This window comes from Curtobacterium sp. HSID17257 (assembly GCF_003989515.1).
Lineage (GTDB): Bacteria > Actinomycetota > Actinomycetes > Actinomycetales > Microbacteriaceae > Curtobacterium.
In genome coordinates this window covers 1-18010 of sequence record NZ_RBLU01000007.1, presented here as the reverse complement: position 1 = coordinate 18010, position 18010 = coordinate 1, and the positions used below count along the sequence as shown (strand labels likewise).

The 18010-nt window shown below is 72.1% G+C and carries 15 protein-coding genes; 4 read left to right on the top strand and 11 right to left on the bottom strand.

All coding sequences use genetic code 11. The features are described from left to right. Nucleotides 1-35: 35 nt before the first annotated feature. From D8M35_RS02515 to D8M35_RS02505, 3 genes are all read right to left on the bottom strand, one after another. Nucleotides 36-668 (bottom strand): FMN-dependent NADH-azoreductase, encoded by a 633-nt coding sequence (locus tag D8M35_RS02515; RefSeq protein WP_126890402.1) that lies wholly within the window; start codon nt 666-668, stop codon nt 36-38. 180 nt (nt 669-848) lie between these two features. Further along, nucleotides 849-2399 carry an Ig domain-containing protein gene (locus D8M35_RS02510; RefSeq protein WP_126890401.1) on the bottom strand — a complete coding sequence of 517 codons (1551 nt, stop codon included), beginning with the start codon at nt 2397-2399 and terminating at the stop codon, nt 849-851. 367 nt (nt 2400-2766) lie between these two features. After that, a complete protein-coding gene (locus tag D8M35_RS02505) occupies nt 2767-3693 on the bottom strand; it encodes a LysR substrate-binding domain-containing protein (RefSeq protein WP_126890400.1) in 927 nt (308 codons plus the stop codon). A gap of 81 nt (nt 3694-3774) precedes the next feature. Between D8M35_RS02505 and D8M35_RS02500 the strand changes: the two genes are divergently transcribed. Then, a complete protein-coding gene (locus D8M35_RS02500) occupies nt 3775-7245 on the top strand; it encodes a bifunctional proline dehydrogenase/L-glutamate gamma-semialdehyde dehydrogenase (protein WP_126890399.1) in 3471 nt (1156 codons plus the stop codon). Nucleotides 7246-7440: 195 nt separating this feature from the next. Further along, nucleotides 7441-7878, top strand: coding sequence for a VOC family protein (locus tag D8M35_RS02495; RefSeq protein ID WP_126890398.1), 438 nt, complete (start codon nt 7441-7443; stop codon nt 7876-7878). A gap of 24 nt (nt 7879-7902) precedes the next feature. On the opposite strand, the gene D8M35_RS02490 is transcribed toward D8M35_RS02495, so the two are convergent. Then, the gene (locus tag D8M35_RS02490; protein ID WP_174234678.1) at nt 7903-8523 is read right to left on the bottom strand and encodes a QsdR family transcriptional regulator; all 621 of its coding nucleotides are present in this window, start codon (nt 8521-8523) and stop codon (nt 7903-7905) included. Between the two features lie 63 nt (nt 8524-8586). Here D8M35_RS02490 and D8M35_RS02485 point away from each other — a divergent pair, with 63 nt between their 5' ends. After that, complete coding sequence (locus tag D8M35_RS02485) at nt 8587-9780, top strand: acyl-CoA dehydrogenase family protein (protein ID WP_126890397.1); 1194 nt, start codon at nt 8587-8589, stop codon at nt 9778-9780. 51 nt (nt 9781-9831) lie between these two features. Here the strand turns inward: D8M35_RS02485 and D8M35_RS02480 are convergent, their stop codons facing one another. From D8M35_RS02480 to D8M35_RS02450, 7 genes are all read right to left on the bottom strand, one after another. Further along, complete coding sequence (locus D8M35_RS02480) at nt 9832-10704, bottom strand: patatin-like phospholipase family protein (protein ID WP_126890396.1); 873 nt, start codon at nt 10702-10704, stop codon at nt 9832-9834. 103 nt (nt 10705-10807) lie between these two features. Then, on the bottom strand, nt 10808-12076 hold the full coding sequence (locus D8M35_RS02475) for a sugar ABC transporter permease (protein WP_126890395.1): 1269 nt from the start codon (nt 12074-12076) through the stop codon (nt 10808-10810). Then, on the bottom strand, nt 12073-12837 hold the full coding sequence (locus tag D8M35_RS02470) for an ATP-binding cassette domain-containing protein (RefSeq protein WP_066658013.1): 765 nt from the start codon (nt 12835-12837) through the stop codon (nt 12073-12075). Before D8M35_RS02470 ends, D8M35_RS02475 begins: the two co-directional genes overlap by 4 nt. Before the next feature lie 142 nt (nt 12838-12979). Further along, on the bottom strand, nt 12980-14095 hold the full coding sequence (locus tag D8M35_RS02465) for a sugar ABC transporter substrate-binding protein (RefSeq protein ID WP_126890394.1): 1116 nt from the start codon (nt 14093-14095) through the stop codon (nt 12980-12982). Nucleotides 14096-14262: 167 nt separating this feature from the next. Next, complete coding sequence (locus D8M35_RS02460; RefSeq protein ID WP_126890393.1) at nt 14263-15435, bottom strand: ROK family transcriptional regulator; 1173 nt, start codon at nt 15433-15435, stop codon at nt 14263-14265. Between the two features lie 129 nt (nt 15436-15564). Next, nucleotides 15565-16593 carry an NADPH:quinone reductase gene (locus D8M35_RS02455; RefSeq protein ID WP_126890392.1) on the bottom strand — a complete coding sequence of 343 codons (1029 nt, stop codon included), beginning with the start codon at nt 16591-16593 and terminating at the stop codon, nt 15565-15567. Between the two features lie 138 nt (nt 16594-16731). After that, nucleotides 16732-17094, bottom strand: coding sequence for a helix-turn-helix domain-containing protein (locus D8M35_RS02450; RefSeq protein ID WP_126890391.1), 363 nt, complete (start codon nt 17092-17094; stop codon nt 16732-16734). Between the two features lie 89 nt (nt 17095-17183). Here D8M35_RS02450 and D8M35_RS02445 point away from each other — a divergent pair, with 89 nt between their 5' ends. After that, nucleotides 17184-17837 (top strand): NAD(P)-dependent oxidoreductase, encoded by a 654-nt coding sequence (locus D8M35_RS02445; protein ID WP_126890390.1) that lies wholly within the window; start codon nt 17184-17186, stop codon nt 17835-17837. The last annotated feature ends 173 nt before the right edge of the window (nt 17838-18010 follow it).

Below are 18010 nucleotides of genomic sequence, written 5' to 3'. Positions count from 1 at the left end.
GCCTGTCCGATCGTCGGATCAGGCGACCAGTGGGATCAGGCGACCGTCGCTGCGAGCCGTTCGAGCGTCGTGCGCGCGTCGGCGAACTCGGCCGCCGCGTGCTCGGCGAGCGGCGCGAGGTCCGGGATCCGGTCGGCCAGGGTGGCGCTGACGGTCACCGGGTACAGCTTCATGCCGAGCGCGGTGCCGAGGATGAGGTGCAGCACCGGCGAGCCGTGGTCCCAGGTCTCGGTCGGGGAGCCCGCGTCGTAGGTCGCCCCACGGCTGACCACGGTCACCACGGGGCGACCCGCGAGCGGCTGCACGTCGCCGGCCAGCACCCCGGGCACGTGAATGCGGTCGATCCACGCCTTGAGGGTCGACGGCACCGTGTAGTTGTACAGCGGCGCGCCGACCACGACGGCGTCGGCGGCGAGGAGCTCGTCGATGACCTGCTGGCGGAGCGCCTCGGCCTCGGGCGCGACGGACTCCTCGGCGGTGCGGTCGGCTGCTGCCCAGTGCAGTGCGGACGACTCCAGGTGCGGGAGCTGGTCGACGTGCAGGTCCCGCCGCACCACCGTGTACTCGGGACCGCGGGCGCGCCAGGCATCTGCGAACGCGGCGGTCAGGGCGCGCGAACGCGAGTGAGCGAGGTCGGCCGACGAGTCGATGTGCAGCAGGGAGGGCATGCGGCCCACGCTACCGATGCCGGGCCGCGGCGGACGGGCAGCCGACCGGTCGTGTCCGCACGGACGCCGACGGCCCCGTCGTGTCCGGGTGGGACACGGCGGGGCCGCGGGAGGTGCCTCCCGTCCGGCCCGGTCCGACGGCCCGACGAACGGGACCGACGGCCGAACCGGACGGTGGTGTCAGCGCTGGGTGCGACGGCGACCGATGGTGCGGGCGCCTGCCAGACCCGCACCGGCGGCGATCAGGCCGAGGGCCCAGGCGATCGGCGCGGTCTCGTCGGCACCGGTGAAGGCGAGCTGGCCCGTCGTGGCCGTCGGCACGGTCGGCGTGGTGCCGACGGTCGCGGCGGTCGGGACGACCGTCACCGGGAAGGAGACCGAGACGTCGTCCTGCGCCACCGTCAGGCGGTGGGTCGAGGCGTGCGGGAACGTGACCTTGGTCGCGTACTCGTCCTCGTCGAAGGCGATCTGGTCGGTGGCGACGTCGCTCGTCACGGTCGGGCGGGGGCTGTCCTCGTCGAACTGCGTCGTGAAGTTGCCGAACTCGTCGACCGACTCACCACTGATCCAGAGCGACCCGCCCTGGGCCACGGTCGGGTTGCCGCCCGCCTCGTACGTCGGGTTCTGCGACTCGTCGGCGGGCTGGGTGATGCTGGTGATGCTGCCGTCCGGGTGGATGATCCAGGTCTTGACCGGGTGCGTCAGGTGGGCGTCACCGTTCTCGTCGATGGGGTCGGAGTACTCCGCCGACGAGGTGTCCGTAACGTACGCGAGGACACCGACCGCCGCCGCCGGGTCCACCGAGATCTCGACGTACTGGGTCGAGGTCGTCGTCCCGTCCGTGGCGACGATCGTGAACTCGTAGTCGCCGGCGACGATCGGCGTGCCGCTCAGGACACCGGTCGTCGCATCGAGGGTCAGGTCGTAGGGCAGGCGGAACTCCGGAGCGTCGTCGGGGTCCGTGGGGTCGGCGGACGACGGGTCGGCGTAGCCGACGGAGTACGTCACGGCACCGCTGGGCGCCGGGACGGCGAACGAGCGCGAGAACGCCTGGCCGGCGGTGGTCGTCAGCGTCAGGGCCTGGGCGACGACGACGGTGGCCTTCGCGTACTGCTCGGGCACCCTGCCGATCAACGTCAGGGTGATCGTCTTGCCGACCAGCTCCTTGGGCACCACGAAGGTGTCGCCGTGCCACACCGTGTCGCCGTCGACGTCCCAGAAGGCGTCGATCGGGTCGGTGAACCCGGTGGAGACGTACCCCAGGGTGCTGCCGACGGTGGGCGTGCCGACGATGGTCACCGTCGGTGCGGCCACGGCGGCGGCGGTCGGGCTGTCCGTTGCTGCGGGGGCGGTGGCGGCCGGGGACGGCGTCGTGGCGGCGTCGGAAGACGCGGCGCCCGACGATGCTGCGTCGGACGACGTCGGCGCCGCGGTCTCGGTGGCCGACGGCGTCTCGGCGTCGGCCGGGGTCGACGGGTCCGCGGTCGGGGTCGCGCCGGCGTCGGACGACTGGCCGGCCGGTGCGCCGGTGGTCGTGTCGGCCGGAGTCGCGGTGGCGGTGTCGGACGGCGCGGCGGTCGAATGCGAGGGGTCGGTCGACGAGACGGCAGCCGTCGTGTCGGCGAACGCGGCGGTCGAGGTGAAGACGCCCAGACCGGTGGTCAGACCGATGAGTGCGACGGTGGTCCCGAGCGCGCACGCGCGTCGGGTCGTGGAGGTGCTGCGGTGCACTGTTCCCCCAGGGATCAGGTCCGGTCGGGTGCCGGATCGTGAGAATCTGCCGTGAATGTCCGGCGTTCTCGGATCGTAAGCGCTCCGAAGCGCCACGCGGGCGCGTGTGGCCGGATCGTGACCTGCACTGGGGGCGTGTGCGGCTCTCCGTACGGAGGGTGCCCGCAGGAGTGCGGCGACGGCGGACGCGATCGTCGCGCCCGGTCGGAACGTCGCGGTGTGCCGGAGGCCGGCCGGTCGTCGTGCTGCATGTCTTCTCCCTGGTGTGCGGTGGAGCCGTGATGGCTCCTCACCTGGAGGTGTGCGGCACGGCGACCGATCTCACCGACGTGAGGTCACGATCCGGCAACGACGCCGGAGCGCGGCATCACCCGTGGTCGCGCTGAGCGCTCGCGGCGCCCTCGAGGGCCACCCGGAGGGCCGTCACGGCGGGCGAGTCCGCGCTCGACATCCGCTGTGCCGTGAAGATCGTGCGGCGTGCCGGGTCGGGCAGGTCGAGGAGTCGACAGGACGTCGAGCGACCCGCCCAGACGAGGTCCGGCATCAGGCCGACCGCGTTCCCCGACTCGATCAGGCGGATCTGCGCCTGCAGGTCGGCGGTCTCGTAGCGGACGTCCGGTTCGAAGCCGGCGCGGCGGCAGGTCTGCTCGGCGAAGTGTCGGGACGCGGCCCCGCGTGGCTCCATCACCCACGGCATGTCCGCGGCGTCGAGCAGGGCGACGCCGGGGTCGTCGTCGGTGAGCGGCACCAGGCAGACGTCGACGGGTGGGAGCGCGAGGCGGACCGAGTCGGTGGTGAGGTCGCGACGGTCGAGTCCGGGGAAGCGCGGTGCCGCGTGCGCCGGGTATTGCTCGGCGATCACCATGTCGAAGTCCCGCGCCCAGGTCTCGTTCAGCGCCGTCTCCGGCTCGCGCTGCACCATCTCGACCCGGACGTCGGGGTGCTCCAGCGCCATCGTGCGGAGTGCCGTCGGCATCAGGGCGAGGGCTGCGGACTGGAAGACGGCGACGCGCACGCGGCCCTGCACGGACGTCAGGGTCGACTCCACGCTGGCCTGTGCGCGTTCGAGCACGTCGAGCACCTCGCCCGCCGCGGCCACGAGGACCTCGGCCTGCGGGGTGAGCTGCAGCCGCCGACCGGAGCGTCGCAGGAGCTGCACGCCGGCCTCCCGCTCGAGCACCGCGAGCTGCTGCGAGACCGCCGAGGGGGTGAAGTTCATCGCCCCGGCCACGGCGGCGACCGTGCCCCGGATCGAGAGTTCCCGGAGGAGCACGAGACGGCGGACGTCGAGCATGACCGAACAGTAGCTGAACTGAACGGTAAGCGTCAGCAGGAGTTGCTTCCGCTTACGCTTCCGGAACTCCACACTGATCCCATGACCGACCTCCAGGCACGCGACACCGACGCCGCTCCGACCCCGCACGACGACCTGGCGGACCAGTCCGTCGCCCTCGTCCGCCAGTGGTTGGCCGAGGCCGAGACCTACCCGGTCGACGGCTCGGCGAAGCAGCTCGCCGGTGTCCTCGCCGACCCGGCCGGACTCGACTTCGCGGTCGGGTTCGTCGACGGCGTCGTCCGACCCGAGGACCTCGGGGTGGCCGCACGGAAGCTCCGGCAGATCGCGCCCGGCGCGCCCGGCTTCCTGCCCGCCGCGCTCCGCGGACTCGTCCGGCTCGGCGGTGGCATGGCACCGGTGCTGCCGGGGGTCGTCGTCCCGATCGCGCGCCGGGTGCTCCGCGAGATGGTCGGCCACCTGATCGTCGACGCGACCGACGCCAAGCTCGGCCCGGCCATCGCGAAGATCAAGCGCGACGGTGTGCGGCTGAACGTCAACCTGCTCGGTGAGGCCGTGCTCGGCGAGAAGGAGGCCTCGCGCCGGCTCGAGGGCACGCAGCGGCTCCTCGCCCGCGACGACGTCGACTACGTGTCGATCAAGGTCTCGTCGACCGTGCACCCGCACTCCCCGTGGGCCTTCGACCACGCGGTCGAGGACATCATCGCCAAGCTCCGTCCGCTCTTCCGCCGAGCCGTGCAGAGCTCGCCGCGCAAGTTCATCAACCTCGACATGGAGGAGTACAAGGACCTCGACCTGACGATCGCGGTCTTCACGAAGCTCCTCGACGAGCCGGAGTTCACCGACCTCGAAGCGGGCATCGTGCTGCAGGCGTACCTGCCCGACGCGCTCGCCGCGATGCAGCACCTGCAGGAGTGGTCGGCCGCGCGTCGCGCCCGCGGCGGTGCCGACATCAAGGTCCGGCTCGTCAAGGGCGCGAACCTGCCGATGGAGCAGGTCGAGGCCTCGGTGCACGGTTGGCCGCTCGCCACCTGGCACACGAAGCAGGACTCCGACACCAACTACAAGCGCGTGCTCGACTGGGCGCTCACGCCTGAGCGCATCGCGAACGTCCGCGTGGGCGTCGCCGGGCACAACCTGTTCGACGTCGCGCACGCCTGGCTGCTCGCCGGGGAGCGCGGCGTCCGTGACGGCATCGAGTTCGAGATGCTGCTCGGCATGGCCCAGGGGCAGGCCGAGGCGGTCCGCCGCACGGTCGGTTCGCTGCTCCTGTACACGCCGGTCGTCCACCCGGGCGAGTTCGACGTCGCGATCGCCTACCTGATCCGACGGCTCGAAGAAGGCGCGTCGCAGGAGAACTTCATGTCGGCGGTGTTCTCGCTGGCCTCGTCGCCCGAGCTCTTCGCTCGCGAGGAGTCCCGCTTCCGCGACTCCCTCGCCCCGCTCACGCAGCCCGGCGGTCTCGACGCCCCGGCGCCGCACCGCATTGCCGACCGGTACGCGGCGGTCGAGCGGCCCCGCCCCGGGCACTTCGAGAACACGCCGGACAGTGACCCGTCGGTCGCGACGGTCCGCGAGTGGGGTGCCGCGATCACGTCGCGCGTCGCCACGTCGACGCTCGGCGAACGCGCCGTCCAAGAGGCCCGGCTCACCTCCGCCGAGCAGCTCGAGTCCGTCCTGGGTCGCGTCCGCGCCGCCGGTACCGAGTGGGGCCAGTGGTCCGGGGCAGCCCGCGGTGCGGTCCTGCACGCCGTCGGCGACGCGCTCGAGGCGAACCGCGCCGCGCTCGTCGAGGTCATGGCGGCCGAGGCCGGCAAGACGATCGACCAGGCCGACGTCGAGGTCTCCGAGGCGATCGACTTCGCGCACTTCTACGGCGAGCTCGCCGCGCAGCTCGACGACGTCGACGGCGCGACCTTCACGCCCGCCGCGCTGACCCTGGTCACCCCGCCGTGGAACTTCCCGGTGGCGATCCCGGCCGGCTCGACCCTGGCGGCGCTCGCCGCCGGTTCTGCCGTCGTGCTGAAGCCGGCGCCGCCGGCCGAGCGGTGCGGCGCCGTGCTGGCATCGGTCATCGAGACCGCGCTCGACGCCCACGGGGTACCGGCCGACGTGCTCGCCTTCGTGCAAGTGGCCGAGGACGACCTCGGCAAGCAGCTCATCGCCGCGCCGCAGGTCGACCGGGTCATCCTCACCGGTGCGTACGAGACCGCGGAGCTGTTCCGGTCGTTCCGCCCCGACCTGCCGCTGCTCGCGGAGACCTCCGGCAAGAACGCGATCATCGTCACGCCGTCGGCCGACCTCGACCTCGCCGTGAAGGACGTCGTCGCCTCGGCGTTCGGGCACGCCGGCCAGAAGTGCTCGGCCGCCTCGCTCGTGGTGCTCGTGGGGTCCGTGGCGACCTCGCGCCGGTTCCGGTCGCAGCTCCTCGACGCCGTGTCGTCACTCACCGTCGGGTACCCGACCGACCCGACGACGCAGATGGGTCCGGTCATCGAGCCCGCGGCCGGCAAGCTGCTCGAGGGGCTGACGACGCTCGGAGCGGGGGAGTCCTGGGCGGTCGCACCGGAGCGCCTCGACGACACCGGCAAGCTCTGGAGCCCCGGGGTCCGCGACGGCGTCCGGCGCGGGTCGGCCTTCCACCGCACGGAGTACTTCGGCCCGATCCTCGGCATCATGACCGCGAAGACCCTCGACGAGGCGATCGACATCGTGAACGAGGTCGACTACGGCCTGACCTCGGGCCTGCACTCGCTCGACGCCACCGAGATCGGCACGTGGCTCGACCGGATCGAGGCGGGCAACCTCTACGTCAACCGCGGGATCACCGGTGCGATCGTCCGGCGGCAGCCGTTCGGCGGGTGGAAGAAGTCCGCGGTCGGTGCCGGTACGAAGGCCGGCGGGCTGAACTACCTGCTCGGTCTCGGGTCGTGGTCGCCGGCACAGGCGTCGACCGGTGGGACGGTGTCCGCTCCGGTGCGCTCGTTCCTCCGCGGCACCGGGATCGCGTCCGAGTCGCTCGACCGGGCCACCGCGTCCGACGAGCAGGCCTGGTCGTCCCTCTTCGGCGCAGCGGTCGACGTGTCGGCGCTCTCGGCCGAGCGGAACATCGCGCGGTACCTGCCGTACCCGGGCGTGCACGTCCGCCTGGCTTCGGCGGAGGAGGCCGCGGTCGCCGACCTCGTGCGCGTCCTCGCCGCAGCAGTCCGAGCCGGCACGACGATCGACGTCTCGACGGTGGCTGCGCTGCCGTCGGCGCTCGCATCCGCGATCCGTGCGCTGCCGAACGTGCGTTCCGTCGCCGAGGGGCAGTCGGACGAGGCGTTCGCGAAGCGCATCGAGCGTGGGGAGTCCACCCGGGTCCGGCTCATCGGCGGCGAGACCGCAACGCTGACGACCGCGATCGGCGGGCGACCGGACGTCGCCGTGTACGGGGAACCCGTCACCGAGGCCGGCCGCATCGAGCTGCTGCCGTTCCTCCGCGAGCAGGCGGTGTCGATCACGGCGCACCGCTTCGGGACGCCGAACCACCTCACCGACGCGCTGATCTGACCGGCGGGCGGCGAGAGTCGAACCACGGATGCGACATCGAACCAGCACCGCGCGCTGGTTCGATGTCGCATTCGTGGTCTCTCGAGCTCGCCGCACCGCGACCGTCCCACGCCTGATCCACCGCTCGCCGGCAGGGCTGGCCGGTACCCGCACGCTGCCCGGGGCTGCTCAGGCCTCCGGCGTTGGCTCTGGTGCATGAGCGAACAGATCGTCAAGCCCCTCGGCCTCGCACACGTGCGGGTCACCGTCACCGACATCCACCGGAGCAAGGCGTTCTACGAGCAGCTGCTCGGTACCGCGCCCGCGATGGACTTCAGCGAGCACATCGACGAGCCCGGGATCACCGAGGACCGCGAGCGGCTCTACGGCGGCGCGATCTTCCCGGTCGGCGAGCAGCTCTTCGGGCTGCGCCCGGTGGCCCCGAGCGGTCAGCGCTTCGACCCGGACACCGTCGGCCTCGACCACGTGAGCTTCGTCGTGGGCTCCGTCGACGAGCTGCACGCCGCTGCCGGACGCCTCGACGCCGCCGGCATCGAGCACGGCGAGGTCACCGACCTCGGTGATGCGGGCATGGTCATCCTGTCCGTGCAGGACCCGGACGACATCAACCTGGAGCTCGCCGCGCAGAAGTGACCTCGCGGGCACGGACCCCGGGCGTCACGGCCGGAGGATGTACTCGAACGTCGTCCGGGCGCGTTCGGGGTCCGGGGTCTCGCCGGAGATCAGGTCCGCGTACGTGAACGACTCCGAGACCCGGACGAGCAGCCGTGCGAGTTCCCCGGCGGACAGCGGCGTCGGGTCGAACGCGCCGGCCTCGTGCTCCGTCGTGATCACGGAGGTCACCACCGCGACGAAGCGGCGCTGCACGTCGCTGTCCGCCGTCGTCAGCAGCCGCAGGGCACGGCTCGGCTCACGCGTCAGGAAGGCGCGGAAGTAGGGCGCTCGGATGAGGTCCGCCGTGAAGTGGTCGAGCACGTCGACGATCCGCGCGGCGCCGGACGGAGCCGCTGCCCGTCCCGCAGCGTCGAGCGTCGGCACGGCGAGTGACCACAGGATCTCCGAGAGCAGCTGGTCGCGGTTGCCGACCCAGCGGAACAGCGAGGTGCGGTCGACACCGAGGGACGCGGCGAGCGAGCCCATGTCGATGCGCGCCCCGTCGATGAACGCTCGACGTGCGGAACGGAACGCGCGTCGGGAGTCGCCGTGCGCCTCCAGTCTGGCGGCCAGCGCGCTCGGGACGAGCGTCGATCCGAGCGTGCCGAGTGGTTCGTTCCTCACCGTTCCCCCTGAGTGCCGACGCCGGTCTTGCAACGTTTTCGAGAATGATGCATCGTTGGTGCCATGTCAACGTCGATCACCGACACGCCCCTGCTCGAATCCGACTTCTACCGCTTCCAGGAGGGGCTCACGCCCCGCGAGCGGGAGTCGCTCGGGCAGCTGCGCGCGTACCTCGAGGCCGAGGTGCGACCGATCGCCGACCAGTACTGGGCGCGGGCGGAGTTCCCGATGCAGACCATCGCGCCGCTCGCCGAACTCGGCATGTACGGGCCGGGCATCCCGCTCGTGCGGCACTTCGAGAACTCGGCCGTCTACCGCGGCTGGGCGGCGCTCGAGCTCGGTCGCATCGACGCCGGCGTCTCGACGTTCATCGGTGTCCAGTCCGGTCTCGCGATGAACTCGATCGCGGTCGGCGGCAGCGACGAGCAGCAGCAGGAGTGGCTGCCGCGCATGGCCCGAGGCGAGGTCGTCGGGGCCTTCGGGCTGACCGAGCCGCTGTCGGGCAGCGACTCCGCCCGCGGACTCCGCACCACCGCCCGGCGCGAGGGCGACACCTGGGTGCTCGACGGCGAGAAGCGGTGGATCGGCAACGCGACCTTCGCGGACGTCGTCGTCATCTGGGCGAAGGACGTCGCCGACGAGCAGGTCAAGGGCTTCCTCGTCACGACGGACACCCCGGGCTTCACCGCGACGAAGATCGAGGACAAGATCGCCCTGCGCACGGTGCAGAACGCCGACATCGTGCTCGACGGCGTCCGGGTTCCCGAGTCGCGCCGGCTGCAGCGCGCGGACTCCTTCCGCACCACGGCGGCGGTGCTCCGGCTCACCCGGACCGAGGTCGCCTGGCAGGCCATCGGCATCGCGATCGGTGCCTACGAGGCCGCGCTCGCCTACGCCCGCGAGCGCATCCAGTTCGGCAAGCCGATCGCGGCGCACCAGATGGTGCAGGACCTGCTCGTGCGGTCGCTCATGAACATCACCGCGTCGATCGCACTGTGCACGCAGGCCTCTGCCATGCAGGACCAGGGCGTCGGCGCCGACGAGCACTCCGCGATGGCGAAGGCGTTCGCGACGGCGAAGATGCGCGAGACCGTCGGCTGGTGCCGCGAGGTCCAGGGCGGCAACGGCATCGTGCTCGACAAGGGCGTCGCGCGCTTCTTCTCCGATGCCGAGGCGATCTACTCCTACGAGGGCACGCGCGAGGTGAACACGCTCATCGTGGGTCGGGCGATCACCGGGCAGGCCGCGTTCGTCTAGGAGCGTCCGCTGCGCCGACGCCGACGCCGACGCCGACGCCCGCCGCGTCGCCTACGCCCAGAAGGCCGCGATTGCCTCGGCCGCCGCCTCGCCCTGCCGCCGGCCCTCGGTCGCCGAGGGCGCCTGCGTCGACAGCGACAGCGAGTTGTCCCCGAAGGCGTGCTGCGCCCCGCTGTCCGCCACGATCGTCTCGACCGAGCTCCCGCCGGCCCGGAGCGACTCCACCGCCACGTCGAGCCACGGCCCGAGCGGCGACGGTCCCTCTGGCCCGCAGGCCACGACGAGCACGCGCTCGTACCCGGCGGCGACGTCCGCGTTCGTGGCGGAGCGGAGGCCGCCGTCGTAGTGCGGCACCCCGTCGATGTGCACGGGTGACCACACGAACGGCACCGAGCAGCTCGCCGCGACGGCGCGGGGGAGCGGGACGCCCGACTCGGCGGTCAGCACCCGGAACGCACCGTCGAGGGCGTCGATGGTGGTCAGCGCGAGCGGCTTCGCCGGCCACTCGGTCGACGGCAGCGTCTCGCTGAACGTCGCGACCCGTTCGTCGTCGGACTGCCCGGTGACGACCTGCTGCACCACGGCCCCGAGCCGCGCGCGGGCGTCCTGCTCCGAGGTCGCGCCGGCGAGCACCTGCAGCAGGCGGTCCTGGAAGTCCTCGCCGGCGATCCGCTCCGGCTCGACGTACGTGCTCGGCAGCGGCGCGTGCTGCTGCTCGTACGCGTGGGCCACGGCGCCGGCGCGCACGAACGACCCGACGACGCTGCCGGCGCTCGTCCCGGCGACCAGGTCCGCGGCGTCGAGGTCGACCCCGGCGTCCTGCAGGGCGGAGAGCACCCCGACCTCCCACGCGATGCCGGCGACGCCGCCGCCGCCGAGGACGAGTGCTCTGGTTCCGGGCGTGGGCGTCGAGAGGTCGGTCATGGGTCCTGCATACCAGGTCACGTCGACGAACCGGGGACGTGACGGACGGGAGGCGCGTGCCGGTGTGGTCACGCGCCTCCCGTCCGGTGTCGCACGCGCTCGGTCAGGCCGCCCCGTGGCTGGCGCGGCTCCGCCGCGACAGCGAGTCGATGATGACGGCGAGCAGCAGGACGGCACCGGTGATCATGTAGCGGATCGACGAGTCGAGGCTGAGGAGGGTCAGCCCGTTCGAGATCGACTGGATCACGACGATGCCGAGGAGCGCCGACCACGCACTCCCTCGGCCGCCGAACAGGCTCGTCCCGCCGATGACCGCGGCGGCGATGGCGTTGAGGTTGGTGTCACCGGCGCCCGACGACAGGCTCGCCGAGTTGAGGCGTGCCGCGGCCAGGATGCCGCCGACCGTGGCGAAGAGCGACGTGAGCACGAACACCGAGATGTAGATGCGGTTCACCCGGATGCCGGAACGTCGCGCCGCCTCGACGTTGCCGCCGACCGCGTAGACCGACCGGCCCCAGCGGGTGCGCTTGAGCAGGAAGTTCATCAGCACGACGAGGACGACGAAGAACACGAACGAGGTGCCGGTGCCGAAGTCGCGCGACAGGTACCAGACCATGACCGCGAGGCCGACGAACAGCAGCACCGACTTCGTGATCGTCAGCGAGATCGCGCCCGTCGAGAGCCCGGCCTTCCGACGGCGGGCGGCGCGGCGGACCTCGGTGACGAAGAGCCCGCCCGCGGCCACGGCCGCCAGCAGGTACGCGAGCCAGGGCGGCAGGTAGGACGCCGAGGCGAACTGCACGATCGGGTCGGTGTAGGGCAGGTTGATCGACCCGTTCGGCCCGAGGATGAGCAGCTGCAGGCCGAGGAAGCCGAGCAGGCCGGCGAGGGTGATCACGAAGCTCGGGACGCCGAAGCGGGTGAAGAGCAGGCCGTAGAGCAGGCCCGCCGCGGCGCCGACCGCGAGCGCGACCAGGAGGACGAGCCAGAGCGGCCACCCGAGCGACGTGAGTCCCTGCCCGAGGATCGCGGCGGCCAGACCACTGACACTGCCGACGGAGAGGTCGATCTCACCGAGGAGCAGCACGAGGACGATCCCGATGGCGATGGTGCCGACCGCGGCGCACTGCAGCGCGAGGTTGACGAGGTTGCCCGGGGACAGGAAGTCGGGGGAGAGCGCCTGGAACACCGCCCAGATGACCACGAGTCCGACGACCACCGGCAGTGAACCGATGTCGCCGCCACGGACCCGGCGCACGAACGCCCTGGCGGCGCCACCGAGTCCCTGGTCGCGGAGGAGTCGTTCGTCCTGCAGGTCCGCCGCTGACGCCGTCGGGGTCGCCGCGGTGAGGGTCTCGTCGGTCTTGCTCATGCTGTCGTCTCCTGCTCGGTCCGGGCAGCCGCGCGACGCGTGACGGCGTTGTCGGTGGCCCCGGTGATGGCGGCGATGATCTCCTCGTAGGAGACGTCGTCGATGCGGAAGGTCCCGTTGTTCCGACCAAGGCGCAGGACCGCGACCCGGTCGGCCACGGCCTGCACGTCCGCGAGGTTGTGGCTGATGAGGACCACCCCGAGGCCCCGCTCGCGCAGCCGCTCGACGAGGTTGAGGACCTCGGCGGTCTGGGCGACGCCGAGTGCGGCGGTGGGCTCGTCGAGGATCACGACCTGTGGGTCGCCGATCAGGGAGCGGGCGATCGCGACGGTCTGGCGCTGACCGCCGGAGAGCGATGCGATCGGGATCCGGACCGAGGGGATCCGGGCGGCGAGCTGCTGCAGGAGCTCCCACGAGCGGCGCTCCATCTCCTCCTCGTCGAGGAACGGGTGCACGATCTCGCGCCCGAGGTACAGGTTCGACACGACGTCGAGGTTGTCGGCGAGGGCGAGGTCCTGGAAGACGGTCGCGATGCCGAGGTCCTGTGCGGCGGCCGGGTTGGGCACGGTGACCTCGTCACCGCCGAACGTGATGGTGCCGCCGTCGGGGGTGTACACCCCGGCGAGGATCTTCACGAACGTGGACTTGCCGGCGCCGTTGTCGCCGACGATCGCGACCACCTCGCCCGGGTACACGTCGAAGTCGATGTCGCTCAGGGCCTGGACGGCGCCGAACCGCTTCGTGATGCCACGGAGGGACATCACCGGCTCGGCGGAGGGGTGTGGTGCGGGTGCCTCGTTGCTCACGGGAGCGTCCTCTCCGAGGTGGGGCCCGCCCGGTCCGAGGAGGGACCGGGCGGGCGGTGTCGTGACGGGTCCGGAGCGCCCCGGACCCGCGGTGGGGCTACTTGATGCCGGCCGTGGTGCAGGCGGAGGCGTACTGCGCGGTGCAGATCTGGCCGACCTCGTACAGGCCGTCCTTCACGACGGTGTCCTGCACGTTCTCCGTCGTCACCGCGACGGGCTCGAGCAGCGTCGACTGCACGGAGGCGCCACCGGCGGTCTTCACCGTGGTCTCGCCCTTCGGGTCCTCGCCCTTGGCGAACTGGATCGCCAAGTCGGCCGCCTTCGAGGCCTCGGGCTTGAACGCCTTGTAGACGGTCATGTACTGCTCACCGGCGAGGATGCGCTGGATGCCGGCGAGGCTGGCGTCCTGTCCGGTGACCGGCGGGAGCGTCTTCGCACCGGCTGCCTTCAGCGCCGCGATGACACCGCCGCCGGTGTCGTCGTTCGCCGCGTACACACCGGCGATCTCGTCCGTACCGAGCTTGCTGATCTGCCCGGCTGCCCAGTCCTGCGCCTTGGCAGGGTCCCACCCGGGGGTGTCGTACTCGGCGAGCACCTTGTAGCCGCTCTTGTCGATGACCGAGTGTGCGCCCTTCTTGAACTGCGAGGCGTTGTTGTCGGTCGGGGAGCCGTTGACCATGATGATCCCCGAGCCGGCCGGCACGTTCTTCGCCTTGAGCGCGTCGACGAGTGCCTGACCCTGCAGCTCGCCGACCTTCTCGTTGTCGAACGAGATGTAGTAGCTCAGGTCGGGGCTGTTGATGAGACGGTCGTACGAGATGACGGGGACCTTCTTGGCCTTGGCCTGCTGCACGATCGAGGCCGCTGCCTCGCCGTCGAAGGGGTCGAGGACGAGGACCTTGACGCCCTGGGTGAGCATCGACTGGGCCTGCTGGAGCTGCTTCGATGCGTCGCCGTCGGCGTTCGCGTACACGACGGAGCAGTCCGGGCACTGCTTCTTGACCTCCGCGGTGAAGAGCGGGCGGTCGGCGCTGGCGTAGCGGGCGGTGACGGAGTCGGGCAGGAGCAGACCGATCTTCGCGTTCGACGCGTCCCCGCCTCCTCCTCCGGAGCCGTTGTTCGCGTCCGCTCCGTTCGAGCAACCGGCGAGTGTGGTGATCGCGAGCAGCAGGGCGCCGGCGCCCAGCATGGCGCGTGTGGTGGCTTTCTTCATTGAAACGTCCTCCAACGGGTGGACCGCCCACGGTGGCGGTGTGCTGAGTGTGGCAGCGGACGTCCTTGGCTGCAAGACTTGAACGCAAGCGATGCGCGGGTGGTACCGAAAACGTTATCTGCGGCGGACGGTGCAGACCGAGGCCGGCGGCGACGTCGGCACTGAGGTCAGCGTGCCTGCGTGACGTCCACCGACTCGATCGCCAGCGCGAGCGCCCCGGTGACCGCCGCGCGTTCCCCGAGCTGCCCCTGCACCACGTCCGGTGTGCCGTCCACCTCGACGACGAGCGACGACTCCAGGGCGTGCCGCATCGGCCCGAGCAGCAGCTCGCCGGCGCGGGCGAACTCCCCGGTGACGACGACGCGCTCCGGGTCGAGCAGGTTGCACAGTCCGACCGCCGCGGTGCCGATCGTCCGTCCGGCGTCCGCGATCGCCCGGATGCAGGTGTCGTCACCCGCCATCGCGCGCAGGACGAGGTCCGCGAGCTTCAGGGTGCCGACCTCGTCGCGGATGCCCGCCAGGACCGCGGGGCCGCCCGCGACCGCCTCGAGGCAGCCACGGTTCCCGCACCGGCACACGGGGCCGTGCGGCGCGACGGGCGTGTGCCCGAACTCGCCCGCGACGCCGTGGTGTCCACGGAAGAGTCGCCCGTCGAGCAGCAGTCCGGCCCCGATGCCGTTCCCGACGTCGAGCGTCACGACGGTGCTGCGCCCGCGGGCGGCTCCGCTGCGGTGCTCGGCGAGGGCTGCGAGGTTCGCTGAGTTGTCGACCTGGACGGGCTTGCCCAGTCGCCGCGCGAGCGACGCCCCGAGCGGCACGCCGTCCCACCCGCGCAGGATCCCTCCCCGCGCGGTCATGCCGGTCCGGCGGTCGATCGGCGCGGCGACGGCGAGTCCGACCGCGAGCACCTCGTCCATCGACGACTCGATCGACTCCACCATGTCCACGACGAGGAGGGCGGTCTTGTCGAGCTCCGCGTCGGCTCGGTGGTCGCGGGCGAGGGGCATGTGCCGCTCGGCCAGCACCGTCGCGTTGAGGTCGGACAGGGCGACCCGGAGGCGCCGCGGCGAAACGTGCACGCCGGCGACCAGGCCGAGGCCGTGCGGGAGCGTCACCCGGAGAGCCCGACGCCCGCTCGACGTGCTCGGGGTGGCGTGCAGGGCCCCGGTCGCGACGAGTTCCTTGACGATGTTCGAGACCGTCGCGGGCGACAGGCCGGTCACCCCGGCCAGCTCGACCTGGGTCAGGCCGCCGTGGCGCTTCACCGCAGCGATGACCCGGCCCCGGTTGGCTTCACGCAGTGAAGTCTGGTTCCCGGGACTGCGGCGTTGCTCTGACACGGGGACAGCGTAACGGGCTCGCCGGACGCGACCTGGCGGGTACCCGCACCGAGACGGACGGGAGGCGCGTGGCGATCCCGCCACGCGCCTCCCGTCCGTCAGTCGGTCAGAGAAGACCGCGCGACGGTCCTACTCGGACGCGACGTCGATCAGGACCTTGCCGACCGCGTCGCCCTCGACGGCGTCGTGCGCAGCCGCGGTGTCCTCGAGCGCGAAGCGCGTGAGGGGGAGGCCCGCGTCCTCGCCGACGGGCAGGACCTCGTCGCGCAGTGCGGCGGTGACGTCCTCGGCGGCAGCGGCGAGCGCCCGGTCACCGATCGTGTAGAGCAGCAGGAACTGGTACCGGGCGTTCACCGACATGTTCGGGCGGATCGGGAGCGTCGCCTCGTCGCCGCCGTTGTTCGCGTAGATCGACACGACGCCGTGGTTCGCCAGGACGTCGGCGACGAGCTGCGCGTTCTGCGGGATCGAGACCTCGACGACGATGTCCACGCCGTCCGGGGCGATCTCGCGGATGCGCGTGGCGGCGTCCTCGTCGCGGTAGTTCACGGTGTGGTGGGCGCCGGCGGCGGTCGCCAGGGCGGCCTTCTCGTCGGAGCTGATCGTGCTGATGACGGTCGCGCCGGCCCAGCGGGCGAGCTGGATCGCCGCGTGGCCGACGGCCCCGGCGCCGCCGGCGACCAGGACGGTGCGGCCCTCGAGGGCACCGGGCGCGAGTCGCGACGGGCCGTCCTCGTGCGTGGTGAGCGCGCGGTGTGCGGTCATCGCGGGGACGCCGAGCGAGGCGCCGACGTCGAGGCTCGTGCCCTCGGGCAGCGCGACGGCGCGCGCTGCCGGGACGACCGTGTACTCCTGCGCGGTGCCGGTGGGACGGCTGGCGGCGGCCATGTACAGCCACACGCGGTCGCCCTCGTGGAGGGTGTCGACGCCCTCGCCGACGGCGTCGACCACGCCGGCGCCGTCCTGGTTCGGGGTGATCTCGGGGAAGGGGAGGCCGTCGCCGTAGGTGCCGCCGGCGCGGGCCTTCCAGTCGGTGGGGTTCACGCCGGAGACGACGACGCGGACGCGGACCTCGCCGGGACCGGGCTGCGGGACCTCCCGCTCGACCAGGTCGAGGACGCTGCTGTCACCGGGCTTCGTGTAGACGATCGATCGCATGTGTCCAGGCAACCACCGTGGGTCCCCGGGTCTTCCTGGTGACGGTCAGCGGCGGCCGGTCGCGCGTGTCCGGGGCGCTCGGCCGGCGGCTGCGTGCGTCACCGGGACTGCAAGTGCCGCGGCGCCGCCGCGCCCGGCTCAGTGCGCGTCGTACGCGTCGCGCGAGTCCTGCACGTCGGCCATGTGCGACGTCGCCCAGTCCTCGAGCGGCGCCAGCACGGTGCGGAGCGACCGCCCCCGCTCGGTGAGCTCGTACTCGACCCGCGGCGGGATCTCGGGGAAGACCGTGCGCGTCACGAGCCCGTCCCGCTCGAGCGCGCGCAGCGTCTGCGTCAGCATCTTCTGCGACACGCCCTGCACCCGGTCCGCGACGGCGGAGTAGCGCTGCGGGCCGTCCACGAGCGACCCGATCACCAGGACGCTCCACCGGTCGCCGATCCGGTCGAGCAGCTGCCGAGAGGGGCAGTCCGCCGCGTAGGGGCTGTACTCGAGCGCTGACATCCGACCTCCGTTACGCACTGTGAGGTGCCTACTTCCCAGAAGAGAGTAACGCGAGTACCGTCGGTCGCACCAGTCACGGAAGGACACTCATGACCAACATCGTCGTCTTCGGCGGCACCGGGTACGCCGGCTCCGCCATCGTCCGCGAGGCCCTGTCCCGCGGCATCGCCGTCACCGCCGTCGCCCGCGACACCTCCAAGCTCGACGCCGCCGAGGGGCTCACCCTCGCGCCGGGCGACGCCTTCGAGCCGTCGTTCGTGGCGGACGTCACAAAGGACGCCGACGTCGTCGTGGTCTCGCTGCACGCGGTCCAGGCGGACGGCAGCGAGCTCAAGGACAGGTTCCAGCACTTCGTCGACGCGGCTGCTGCTGCCGGCGCCCGACTCGGCATCGTCGGCGGCGCGGGTTCGCTGCTCGTCGCCGAGGGCGGCCCGGCGCTGTACGACACCGCGGAGTTCCCGGACGCCTTCAAGGGCGAGGCGAAGAGCCACGGCGAGATCCTCGACCGCCTGCGCTCCGGCGAGTACACCGGCGACGTCGACTGGTTCTACGTGAGCCCGGCCGCGGCCTTCGGTGGGTACAACCCCGGTGAGCGTCGGGGCACCTACCGCACCACGGACGACCTGCTCCTCACCGACGCCGAGGGCAACTCGGACATCTCCGGTGCGGACTACGCGATTGCGATCGTCGACGAGATCGAGCGCCCGGCGCACCACCGCGCCCGCTTCGGCGTCGCGTACTGACGCGAGCGGCCGGCGTGACCGGCTGACGGACGGGAGGCACGGTGCGGGCTCGCACCGTGCCTCCCGTCCGTCGCGTGGCGCGGCGTCCGGATCCGCGTTCGCGCCCCGTCGCGGACGTTGCGCCCCGGTGTACAGGGGTGCGGTGTCCGTGACGGGGCGCGGCGTGCCTTCAA